Raw genomic sequence first — 11,596 nt, forward strand, 5'->3', positions numbered from 1 at the left:
TCGCTAGTTGTCCACTCTGGCTAAGCGGCCAGCTGGCTAACACGTAGTGATGAAGGAAGCGGGTGAATCAGAAATCTGATTCATCCGCTGTCCGGATCCGCACCTGATGAACCTTCCAAAACTCAAGCAGGTGCTTACTGATCCAGACGAGTTCATTTCGAACCGGCAACTCAAGGCTCTTTCTCTGGAGCTCCTCCTGTTGATTCCGATGCCGGGAATCGAGGGCTCGCCCCTCGATCCCGGCGATATCATGGAAGTCGTTCTTCGAGCCGCCGCTGGGACAACCTCTGTCAACGGCGTCACGACCAATACAGAGGAAACGCCCAATAGAGAACCCGTCATGGATTGGCTCCACACGCTCCAAAAAGACCCGATGCTAGACGCCGTCAACGATATTCTCGCTACGCTGGCGATGACGGTTCTCGACCGCCACAGGTCGAGAACCGTCTGTATCGACTTCATGGACAACCCCTTCCACGGAAATCCCAGCAGTGACGGCGAGATCAGACGGATGTCTGCTCGGGACGGGACTACCCAGTGTCATCGCTACTGCACAGCGTTCGTGATTGCGCAGGGAAAGCCGCTGACACTCGCGGTTGAACCGGTTGCTGGCGAAGATAGCAAGGCCGACGCGGTCGAGCGCCTGCTCGCCCGCGTCGAGACGTATCCATTCGAGATCGACCGAATTCTCATGGATCGAGACGCCTACGTCGGGAAGCTGATTGGCGTCCTTCGAGAAAGTGCACCGCCAGTCTTCCCGGTCAAGACCGGGAAGGCGTCGATCCGAAAGAAGCTCTCCGTAACGGCGTCATACATGACCGAAGAGACGATTTGTGAGGGGAAAGAGCACGAACAGACGTTTCCGATGGCAGTGAACGTTACCTACCAGAACGGTGACCGTGGAAAGTCTGGCGTGAAGGCGACCGGATACGCGGCGTACGGTCTGGAAGACCGGACGCCGACGCAGGTTGCGACGATCTACAACAAGCGGTCACAGATCGAAAAGAGCTACGAGAAGTTCCGTGAAGCGCGTGCAGTGACGACAACACCGTCAACGACGATTCGCCTCTTCTACGTGGGTGTCGGGTTCTTGTTAGAGCAGTTGTGGCTGGTATTACAGTGGGCCGTGCTCGCCCGGCCACGCCGTGGCGGGCGAGCACTTCCCGTTGAGTTCACGTTCGGAGATGCGTTTCTCCACGGAGTCGTCCGGGAGTTAGACCGCGATCTGGGATGGAAAGAGAAGCATCGGACGAACGGTACCGGATTGCCACCTGGATGTGATCACGGACTCGGCTAAGCCGCCTCGCTTCTGACGAAGCGAGGTCGGCTACTAGCGTCAGCTATCTTTCTCGTCGTCAGAATCTCTGCCAAAGTGAGCGTAGTGAGACAGATTCTCAACTGTGTGCTGTCTCCTCGTCAGGTTACACACTGATTCTGCCTCACGTCTCGTCTATTTCCTCGGATCTGTCCGTGGCGTGATTGACGCAGTGGACAACTAGCGATTCTTGACAAAGTTGTCGGCGTTCAGTTATTTCTGCAGCGTATCCCGGACAGATCGTCCCGCGATTGCAGTAGATTTCCCACGCACGATCGCTCTCGATTGTTTCTTTCTCGAGCATCTGATATCTCCCCTGAGCAACTCACTCATAGATGAGACGACATAATAGTTTCCGAATGGCTGGTCGTCTCATTCTATGAGTGGCGGTCTGGATCGCCGTTTTGAGATTAGCGAGATTCTCGTTACTAGCGTCGGCCGCCAGGACGGCTTCAAGAGAAGCCTTTCGGTTAGGTCGGTTGCTCAAAATTCCTGCAGCATCTCGAGGTTGTCGGAATCATTAGAAAGTGCGTGGTGGTAGTCATACCTAGATATTTCGTTCTGCGTATTCTACGGATGAATGACCTGAGCTCTTGGCTCTGCTTACGCCTATCTAATCACAATCTGTTGTCACTCGATGTCGAGATCTTTTATCCCACCTGACTACAGTGCAACCTTCCGAATTCGTATGTCACTTCTTCTAAGGGTCTTCTTCTCGAGGATCGGTGACGAATTCATACAGCCCTCGAGCAGGTCGATGGATCCAGCCCGCATCACGCAGACTTCTAAGACAAAACTCTACGTTGCTTTTTGAGAGATTAGTCTCGTCAATTAACCAGCGAGGGTTTGCGCGACCCCATGGCTCACCATTTTCACGGCCCTTTTTTAACGCATCGAGTACTTGCTCATCTTTCTTGGTAGGCGAGTACCGATCATTCACCATGTCTTGTCCGACTGTACTCATTGATATGGCATAGTACAATGTCATTTGCGATATGCTTTACTATGCACTTCGCTATACGCTATGCAATACAAAGTAATAAGATGGTCGGGATACCAGTATCTAGTAGCACGGAATGGCCCAAAAGTGGCCGACGCGCGCCAACGCGTTCGACCGTGCCTTGGAGTAAGGCAATGTCAGCTACGACTACCTCACACGAAACGATTTCGGATGGACAACAGGACGACATCGTCCTCGAGCAATCAGGAAGCTACTACGGTTACCTTGGGAAGGACGGCGAAGGCTTCCATCATCACGTCGATGAGGCCACAAACACTGTCTATGTGACGCCAGACCGCGCTGAGCGATTTCTTCCCGAGAATGCGGGAGTGTACTGGTTTCGTGTCCGCGGTGAAGCCGATCATATCGAAGAACTCGAGCGAGACGAGGATCGCGATAGATGGATCGCGTACGTTGACTCGGTCAGAGGCTGGACAGACCGTCCGGTCCACATCGATGTCACGGAGATCTTCGCCAAGATGCACGAGGGTGATCGGCAATGACCGATGAGAACCGAGTCACCATTACGCTCGAACTTGAGCATCCGATTACGCCGGGCGATCTTGAGCACGCCTATTGCGAACTTCTCGAGCAGGCTGAGGAGGTTCGATAATGGACGAACTTTCCCTTCGGTGGACGCCTGTGCATGGCCCAATGCGAAAACTCGTCTTCGAGCCACAACCTGAAGGCGAGTACGCGTGGGCACGCATTGAGTTCGAACTATGCGAATCCAAGTGGCAAGAGGTCGGGATTGAGTATCTCGAAGAACTTTCGTTTGTCAGTGACGACGGAGAGGGGACTTCACTACCCCATGCTCGAACCCATTTCGAAGGAGGTGAGGGTGATGTGTGAGCTCTCAGAACACGGTGAGATCACCACCGACACCCTCGCAGAAGCGATCGAAGACCTCTGTGAGCAGAACAGACGGCTCACCGAGCGTGTCGATACGCTTGGAGACGTTCTTGAAAAAACCCAAGACGAACTCGAGAGGCTCGAAACTGAGAAAGCAGGCCTCCAAGAGACGAACGAACGCCTTCGTGATCGTCTCGATGACTGTGAAGAAGCGGCCACTCGACTTGACGCACTCACAGATGCTGCGCGTAAGCGATCGGGGGTGAATAAACAGCGTATCGAAGAACTCCAAGCCCGGGAACTCGAGAAAGGTGCTCACCTTCTCACGGAGACCGTCGATCATCACGAGGTCAATATCGACGGTGATCACCTCGAGCGAATCACTAAAGACGACGGCCAAACCTACTATCGCCTTCCTCAATCGGAAGATCCACTTGAGCGAGGTGGTAGCGTTGCACTCTCTCACGGTGACTTACTGCCGATCCAGCAACTCGCACAGATGGACGAGGAAATGCTTCGTTCGACGGCGAATTCTCTTCCGACACGGCTCGCTGCAAAGCTGTGGAGAGCACGTACTGACTCGAGTGTTGGCGACAACCCATGGGAATCTGGCTGTAAGGATATCGCAGAGTACGTCAAAGCGAGTGATCTGAAACATTGGATCCGCAGACAAGAGCCAGGGACGAGCGAGACATACGCAAAGAAACTCGTCTCCCGGATGATCGACGCCGTGCTCGACTTGTCGAATCATCGTGTTGCGGTTCGCAAACGGACCGAGCGAAAGAACGGTCTTGAGTACACCGAACGCCGGTTGATACTCCCTACAGGTGTAGAGATTCCTGGTGTGACATCTGGCTCGAGTGAACTGGAACAGGCACCGGAGACAGCTGGCGTCCACAGCCACCCATAGACATCCGGTAGAACACACTCTCGAGAGAGGCTAAATCTCTCAGCACACAACGCCCACACATCACGCAGGCGGGTTGTTGGTAGGTTGATTAGCTGTCGGTGGTTCTCTCGAGCGGTCTTCGGCGGTCACTTCCGAATACGGCCTTGAGTATCGATACCGGAGACGACACCTGTCCACGGACTCTACCGAACGTCGCTCTCTATACTACTGCAGTCATGATCGACACATCCATACAGGCCCTCGTCGAAACGTTGCGGTGGCCTGCTGAAGACGAGTGAAGTGAATTGTAATCAGTAGTTCTCAAATCCTCTCAGCTTTGCTAACATTGAGTGACTACCTCATGGGCTGTCAGACCACATATGAGTCCTCGAGCTTTCGAGTTCGTCCAGAATCACCATGTGATTCCCTCGTATGTGATTCCATCTTGTCGCTGCACGATTCGGCGACCGTCGACGACGACGGGTTCGGCCATTGAATCGAATTCTTCGTCCAGCGTCGCAAACTCATCCCAGTCTGTCACGACGGCTGCACCATCGCTCCCATCCAGTGCCTCGGCAGCAGTGGTGGTGTATTCAATCTCCGGAAATCGATCTCGCATCGGTTCGATTGCGACCGGGTCGTAGGCTACGACATCGGCACCCTGATCTCTGAGTTCCTCGATTACAGGGATCGCTCGAGAGTTACGGATATCGTCAGTTTTCGGTTTGAACGCGAGTCCGAGGACGGCGATTCGTGCCCCCTCAAGATCGACGTGTTTCGACAGAAACTCGAGCATGCGTGCTGGCTGGCGTTCGTTCACCTCGACGGCAGCCTCGAGAAGTGCTGGCTCGTAGTCTTCATCCTGTGCGGCAGCAATAATCGCGTTCACATCCTTCGGGAAGCAGGAGCCGCCCCAGCCGACGCCGCTTCGGAGGAACTGCTCTGAGATACGATCATCGATCCCAATGGCATCCATGACCTCGTAGGCGTCGAGATCAAATTCCTTGCAAATGTTCCCGAGGTCATTGACCAGGCTGATCTTCGACGCGAGGAAGGCGTTGTTCGCGTACTTGATCATCGCAGCCGTCTGCGGGTCCGTTTCGACGACGTGAGCATCGTGGTCTTCGAGCAGTGGTTCGAACACCGCGTGCAGTCGATCCGTCCCCCACTCGGAACTCGCTCCGAAGACGAGCTTGTCCGGGTGCATGAAATCCGAGACGGCACTCCCTTCCCGGAGGAACTCGGGATTCATCCCGACTCCGATATTTTCGTTTTCGTCGGCTCCTCGGTGAACGGCTGGCTCAAGCACGGTCTCGATACTCGGCGGCGTCACCGTGCTCTTGATGACGACGAGATGGCGTTCGTCTTTGTCCGCGACGGCTTCGCCAGTTGCTTCGGCGGCTGCTTCTAGCGCCCCGAGATCGATACTACCATCGTCGTTCGACGGGGTGCCGATCGCCAGGAAGGTGACGTCTGATTCGGGGACGGCGTCGTAGGCGGTAGTAGCCTCGAGTCGGTTTCCGGCGTGGGCCTCGAGGAGATTCTCGAGCCCGGGTTCGGTGATCGGTGACCGTCCGTCGTTGAGCGTCTCGACGATTTCCTCGTCAATATCGATCGCCGTCACGTCGTGTCCGAGGTCCGCAAAACAGGCTGCAATCGTCGTCCCCACGTAGCCGCTACCGATAACCGTGATGTGCATTGTGTGACACCGCTCATTGCGGACAAATCATCTTTATGATCGAAGTGGCAGCCAGCTCAGAGTACATGGTTACCAAAAAGAATTTACGATGATAATGATAGTATCGTTCCAATGAAAGCAGTCGTCCTTGCTGCAGGAAAAGGAACGCGCCTTCGACCGCTGACGGAAGACAAACCCAAAGGAATGGTCGATGTCGACGGCAAACCGATTTTGACACATTGTCTCGACCAGCTCGTCAACCTCGGTGCAGACGAGTTCGTCCTCGTCGTTGGCTATCTGAAAGAGAGAATTATTGATCACTACGGCGATGAGTACAAGGGTGTCCCGATCACGTACTGCCATCAGCGCGAACAGAAGGGACTCGCCCATGCACTGTTAACCGTCGAAGAACACATCGACGAGGACTTCATGCTCATCCTCGGCGACAACATCTTCCAGGCGAACCTCGAGGATGTCGTTCGCCGTCAGGAGGAAGAACGTACAGATGCTGCCTTCCTCGTCGAAGAAGTGCCGTGGGAGGAAGCCTCCCGATACGGTGTCTGTGACACCAACAAGTACGGGGAGATCACGGACGTAGTCGAGAAACCCGAGGAGCCGCCATCGAATCTCGTGATGACCGGCTTCTACACGTTCTCGCCAGCAATCTTCAACGCCTGCCATCTTGTCCAGCCTTCCAATCGTGGCGAATACGAAATCAGTGAGGCGATCGACCTGCTAATTCAAAGTGGGCGGACGATTGACGCGATCGGCCTCGATGGCTGGCGGATCGACGTTGGCTACCCGGAGGATCGGGATGAAGCCGAACGACGGCTACAGGACGAAGTTGCTGTGGAGGCTGTTTCGGACTGATTATCGTTCTATCCCTTCAATAGCGTTGGTCGCCAGCAAATCAGAGTTGGTGCAATAGCACTTCTACTGGGTTCGTCGTTGAATCCAGCCTACAACTACTTGATTAAGCCATTTTAACTAACTGTTATTTGATGAGTGTCGCACGATTCATGGATTTTTGTTATCTCTTATGGAGTATCTGGGGTGTGTCAGAGACAATAGAATCCGGTTTGAGTTGCGAGTCGCTACTATCGGTACTTCCCGAACGTCGCTTCGTGAACTGTGCTGAGTCATGGATGAACAGAGCGAATGCCGGTGTTGTAACTGAGTGAACAGGAAATAGAATCAACGGATGAGGAGAAGTGAAGTAAGAAGGCTGAGATACGCTGTTCTAGGCGAATGCTGTTGCTCACCAGGAGCTTGCCCAAGGCCGCGGGCTGGCGTCAGCCCGCGGCCGGCGCGTATGCTTCTGGCACACCTGTTCCGTTCATCTCGATCTCCCAAGTCCGCTCTAGCTCTTCCTCTAATGCATGTCTGATCCAGTCAGAGAAGGTCTTGAACGTGAATTCCTCGGGCAGGTCGCGCCCGCCCCGCTGGGGGCGGGCGACGACCGCCCATCGAAGCACAAGCCAGAGGTTCTCCAACAGGAATCCAATCAGGACGAACGCGAAGCGGATGATTGGGTCTTGTGTCGTTGTTACCACTCGCGCTTGGCGAAATACACGGTAGCTCGTTTCGATCGCTGACCGTTTCCGATAGAGCCGTTCGACTTGTTTCGGCGTGCGATCGGCCAGATCGCACGCCACATATCCTCGAACGACCTCGCCGCTTTTCCCGCGATCTCCGGCGTGATATGACACAGCGACCGCGAGCGGGGATTCCAGTTCCCGCTCGCGGCCTTTGTACATCCGATAGGTTGTCATGTACGAGAAGTGCGTATCCAGCTTCTTCCTCATGCGCTTGCCCTTCTTTTGGACGGGAACGACAGTCGCAGCAATCTCCCGTGAGCGGCGCAGAATACGTTCGTTGTAGAAGCCACGATCTGCCAAGAGAAGCTCTATCTCGAAGGGATAGGCTTCGACGCGGTCGAGGACGCGCTCGACCGCGTCGGCCTCTTTCTCATCACTACGGACGTACGTCATCGCCAACGTCACTGGCTTTCCGTTCGAGACGAGATACGCCGTGCAGTACCGGTGGCACGTCGTTGTTCCGTCTTTCGCGTGCATGCGGCAGAGTTCACCTTCTTCATCGGCGTACGTTCCGTGGTAGGGATTATCGACGAAGTCAATGGAGACGATCCTCGACCCTGATCGGTCGAGGATCGTCATCGCTAACTCCCTGAGAAGGCGTTAGCAATCCGCTCAAGCCACTCTCGGTTGAGCGTATATAGCCAGCCCATGACAGTATCGTCACAGACAGCGTTGTCGTTATCCTTGCACGTCTCCCAGATGGACGTCTGATTGACTGCTGCAAGAATGACAACAGCCCAGATATCCCCGGGATCGAGGGGCGGAATGGTCTGCGTCACTTCTGAATCTTGGCTACGCCGTACGCTGTTCGAATCCGACGACTCGAGCGAATGCTTCCGAAACGAGTATTCAAACTAAACCCCGATCACTCAGCCCTCGATCCCTGGCAAGGGGAGTTGGCAGATGACGCCTTCCGCTAAATCTTTCACGTCCGAGTCCGAAAGAACACCGTCTGGCTGAGGGATCTTGAATACATTCACTCAATCAGACATTTTCCTCATCAGATCAACGCTTTAGCTCCAGCTCTCACACCAGTCGGGAAGTACCGACTATAGTAGCCACTGAAAGTCATTGTACACCTAATCGCACGACAGCTGTGCGATCAGTGTGTAAATCGTTTCAGTTGTTACTATAGTTGAGAATCCATTTGCAGAGGGCACCATAGAGGCACACCTATATGAGACAGTACCCGGATGCAATCACCGAGCAAAGTATCCGAGGTCGCAGCCTGCGCCGACTGCAAGACACAGGCTGTACGTGAGTGCCTTCAGTCGTTTGTCAGTCTCGGCATCATTATCAAACACAATGACGATCAACCCACCTACGAACGTAACGACGCGTGCTTCGAGTAGGACATCGTCAAAACGCTCGCTCGCGAGCACTCGCTTGCCGAACTCGGGGGTCACATCCAGACGCTACTCGAGCAAATCCAAGCGCATCAAGAGCGTTACGATGTAGAGACACCAGATGCCGTCACCGACGCAGTTTCAGAATTTGCTGAGGGGGACATGACTGAATGGATGATTACCCGTGCAGAACTTCGGCGCTACGAACAGGCTCGGCAAATCTGGTTGAGCGAATTTAATGACTCTAATTCAGGTCTCTTGTGTGGTTTCTCTACCTGTCGTGCGTTGGGCAGGTATATATTGACAGTACTGGTAGCGTTATTATTTTATTGTGTGTTTGTTCTGTTCAAGCACAGTGCAGTTGACTCGAGGCCGAGGAGCCGTCGTCTGATCGGTGGATAAATCCTATTTCAATATAGGAGAGATAAGCGTCTTCGAGCGTGTATGACCATTTAAATAATCTTCACAGGTTGTTCAGTTTGTTCACGCAGACTTTCGTTTCGTAGCTTCGTGTGCGCCCCGATCACGCTGTTATCGAGATCGATACTATCGACGACACTCGATTTGTCGAGGATACTACCCTTTATTGATGAGTTCGTAACGGTAGTTTCTGGAAAGACGATGGTTCGTTCGAGCGTCGCGTCGACAACCTCTGCGCCCCGCATCACATGCACATTCTCTCCGATCTGGCTGTTCTCGACTCGTGCAGAGGGTGCAACCGACGCGTCGCCGTCGAGTTGGTGGGCGACCGCATCGAGGTATGAACCGGGCGTTCCGATGTCAAACCACGCACCATCGAACGAGAAGGCGTGGACGGGCTGACGATTTTGGAGCCACTGGAGGAACCACCCGGGTTCGTCCGGATTGTTGCCGCCCTCGAGGTACGTCTGAAGAAGACCAAGCGAATCGGCAGGAACCCCGTAGCAGGCGATCGAGATCAGCGAACTATCCGGATTGTCGGGCTTTTCTTCAAAGTTGACAACGCGACCGTCCTCTACGTCGACAACGCCATACTGGGTGGCGTTCTCAGATGAGCCGACATCGTAGGCAGCAATCGTCGGCGTCCCGTGGGACTGGAAGTGGTCCAAGAAGTCCCCAACGTCGAAACTAATGTAGTTATCACCCGCGATGATAAGGGTGTCATCGGTCATCGATTCTCGCTCGACGAGCTGGGCAAGTGCGCCGATGACGCCAAGTTTCTCGCCCTCATGGGTTGTCTCCTCTACTGAGAGGATTGGTTTCTCGTAAGGGCTTTCATTCAGGTGAGTCATGAATTCGTCAGCGAACGCTGCGTTCGTCGACACGTAGACATCCTCGACCCGGTCGTCGGTCTCAAGTTCCTCGAAAATTTGATCGATCACCGTAGTACCGTCAATCGGCAGAAACATTTTCGGGCGGCGTCTGGTAATCGGCCATAGCCGGGTTGCGTATCCGCCAGCAAGAACGACTGCATCCATACCATATGGCTTCTATCAATGCATTATAAATTCGTCGGTAGCGAAAAGAGATATTGGAACGACCAGCCGGAAAACACATACACATGACTAATCATCTCTGACTTATGCAATTAGAGAACCAACGGCTCCTCGTAACGGGTGGTGCCGGACTCGTTGGATCCGAGCTTGCTGCACAACTCTGCAAGAAGAACGACGTTCTCGTCGTTGATGATCTCTCGAACGGCATCAAAGACTCCATTCCAAAGGATGTAGAATTCGTTGAGGCGGATCTTACCGATCGGGAAAGTTTGAGCGAGGTTGTGACGTCAGATCTCGATGCTGTTTTTCACTGTGCTGCAGCAGATAAGTATGTCAACAGTGACGACCCACGTACGCAATTCGACACTAACGTTGGTATGACACAGTCACTTCTCGCCCGAATGGACAAGGTGGGTGTCGACAAGATTGCTTTCACGTCATCATCCACGGTATATGGTGAAGCGCCGCGGCCGACACCTGAAGATTATGCACCGCTCGAGCCAATCAGCATCTACGGCGCCGCGAAGTCGGCCGAGGAATCGGTCCTCTCGGTGTATGCGCATTCACACGATTTCACTGTCTGGAATTTTCGCTTTGCAAACGTTGTCGGGCCACGGTTTGGTGCGGGCGTGATTCCGGACTTCATTGAGAAACTTGCAGGGAATCCGGAAGTACTGACGATCCTGGGGAACGGGCGCCAAGAGAAGTCCTACATGCACGTCGAAGAGTGCGGCGAGGCAATCAAGCACGTGATCAAATGCGCGCCCGACGAGACAGGTCCAATGCACACCTACAACCTGGGAACGCAGACGACGACCTCGGTGGATAGAATCGCCGACATCGTGAGCGATGAGATGGGTCTGGATCCAGAGTACAAGTATACGGGTGGCGATCGGGGCTGGGAGGGCGACGTGCCGAAGATGCGACTGTCGATCGAAAAATTGGGAGTACTCGGGTGGAAACCAAAATTGAGCAGTGACAAATCCGTGCGTCGGGCAGCCAAGCAGCTAGTTTCTGAGTAAGACTCGGCTGCCAGGTTAGATTTGTCATCCTCATGTAAAGACCTCCAAATGGGGACTTGTTGCGTCAGACATTCAGTGACCAAGATCTGGTGTTTGAGGGGGGGCACAGTTCAATCTCGGTATGTTTAGCCAATTGCTGTACTTGAACGTAAAATAGTACTTGAACTGATTCATATATTGTAGTTGGATAGCGTGACTATAATTCACTACTCGGTGATGCCTCTCACCCTGAGCTGAGTTCTTCTCCACCGAGGATAGACTGGAGCTGTTCGGGCGGATCTAGTCCTCGCCGTTTCCACGTGGCCAACATGGTCGTGATCGTCTCGTGAATCTGGACCCCTTCGGCTGAGCGGAGGGTCCGGAACATCTTCCGCAGCACAACTTGCTCGCGCAGAGCGCGCTCTGCGCGATTATTCGTCGA

8 protein-coding genes and 2 pseudogenes are annotated in these 11,596 nt (G+C 54.0%); 6 read left to right on the forward strand and 4 right to left on the reverse strand.

What is annotated here, in order from left to right; translation table 11 throughout:
* The first annotated feature begins 106 nt into the window (after positions 1–106).
* The 4 genes from BSG09_RS19065 (at position 107) to BSG09_RS19085 (ending at position 4,077) form a co-directional block, all read left to right on the forward strand.
* Entirely contained in the window at positions 107–1,297 is a 1,191-nt protein-coding gene (locus BSG09_RS19065) for an ISH3 family transposase (protein ID WP_092934782.1), read from the forward strand.
* Between the two features lie 1,152 nt (positions 1,298–2,449).
* Positions 2,450–2,818: a hypothetical protein gene (locus BSG09_RS19075; RefSeq protein WP_092935956.1), complete on the forward strand. Its 369-nt coding sequence runs from the start codon at positions 2,450–2,452 to the stop codon at positions 2,816–2,818.
* Positions 2,819–2,927: 109 nt separating this feature from the next.
* Positions 2,928–3,167, forward strand: coding sequence for a hypothetical protein (locus BSG09_RS19080; protein WP_254799214.1), 240 nt, complete (start codon positions 2,928–2,930; stop codon positions 3,165–3,167).
* Entirely contained in the window at positions 3,160–4,077 is a 918-nt protein-coding gene (locus BSG09_RS19085; RefSeq protein WP_092935960.1) for a hypothetical protein, read from the forward strand. Before BSG09_RS19080 ends, BSG09_RS19085 begins: the two co-directional genes overlap by 8 nt.
* Positions 4,078–4,468: 391 nt before the next feature.
* Here BSG09_RS19085 and aglM read toward each other — a convergent pair whose 3' ends face one another.
* Complete coding sequence (gene aglM, locus BSG09_RS19090; protein ID WP_092935962.1) at positions 4,469–5,755, reverse strand: UDP-glucose 6-dehydrogenase AglM; 1,287 nt, start codon at positions 5,753–5,755, stop codon at positions 4,469–4,471.
* Positions 5,756–5,866: 111 nt separating this feature from the next.
* On the opposite strand from aglM, the gene aglF reads away from it, so the two are divergent.
* Complete coding sequence (gene aglF / locus BSG09_RS19095) at positions 5,867–6,604, forward strand: UTP--glucose-1-phosphate uridylyltransferase AglF (RefSeq protein WP_092935964.1); 738 nt, start codon at positions 5,867–5,869, stop codon at positions 6,602–6,604.
* 422 nt (positions 6,605–7,026) lie between these two features.
* Here the strand turns inward: aglF and BSG09_RS19100 are convergent.
* Positions 7,027–8,096: pseudogene (locus tag BSG09_RS19100) on the reverse strand (ISH3 family transposase); the annotation flags it as partial.
* 1,034 nt (positions 8,097–9,130) lie between these two features.
* On the reverse strand, positions 9,131–10,135 hold the full coding sequence (locus BSG09_RS19110; RefSeq protein ID WP_092935966.1) for a sugar phosphate nucleotidyltransferase: 1,005 nt from the start codon (positions 10,133–10,135) through the stop codon (positions 9,131–9,133).
* 104 nt (positions 10,136–10,239) lie between these two features.
* On the opposite strand from BSG09_RS19110, the gene BSG09_RS19115 reads away from it, so the two are divergent.
* On the forward strand, positions 10,240–11,175 hold the full coding sequence (locus tag BSG09_RS19115) for an NAD-dependent epimerase/dehydratase family protein (RefSeq protein WP_092935968.1): 936 nt from the start codon (positions 10,240–10,242) through the stop codon (positions 11,173–11,175).
* Between the two features lie 223 nt (positions 11,176–11,398).
* Here BSG09_RS19115 and BSG09_RS19120 read toward each other — a convergent pair.
* A pseudogene (locus BSG09_RS19120) lies at positions 11,399–11,596 on the reverse strand (IS66 family transposase); the annotation flags it as partial.

It is taken from the genome of Natrinema hispanicum (assembly GCF_900111485.1).
GTDB lineage: Archaea > Halobacteriota > Halobacteria > Halobacteriales > Natrialbaceae > Natrinema > Natrinema hispanicum_A.

Excerpts from the sequence above, each read along its gene's own strand:
- BSG09_RS19110 (WP_092935966.1), bottom strand. The coding sequence starts at position 10,135 with ATGGATGCAGTCGTTCTTGCTGGCGGATACGCAACCCGGCTATGGCCG.
- BSG09_RS19115 (WP_092935968.1), top strand. The coding sequence starts at position 10,240 with ATGCAATTAGAGAACCAACGGCTCCTCGTAACGGGTGGTGCCGGACTC.
- BSG09_RS19065 (WP_092934782.1), top strand. The coding sequence starts at position 107 with ATGAACCTTCCAAAACTCAAGCAGGTGCTTACTGATCCAGACGAGTTC.
- aglM (WP_092935962.1), bottom strand. The coding sequence starts at position 5,755 with ATGCACATCACGGTTATCGGTAGCGGCTACGTGGGGACGACGATTGCA.
- BSG09_RS19080 (WP_254799214.1), top strand. The coding sequence starts at position 2,928 with ATGGACGAACTTTCCCTTCGGTGGACGCCTGTGCATGGCCCAATGCGA.
- aglF (WP_092935964.1), top strand. The coding sequence starts at position 5,867 with ATGAAAGCAGTCGTCCTTGCTGCAGGAAAAGGAACGCGCCTTCGACCG.
- BSG09_RS19075 (WP_092935956.1), top strand. The coding sequence starts at position 2,450 with ATGTCAGCTACGACTACCTCACACGAAACGATTTCGGATGGACAACAG.
- BSG09_RS19085 (WP_092935960.1), top strand. The coding sequence starts at position 3,160 with ATGTGTGAGCTCTCAGAACACGGTGAGATCACCACCGACACCCTCGCA.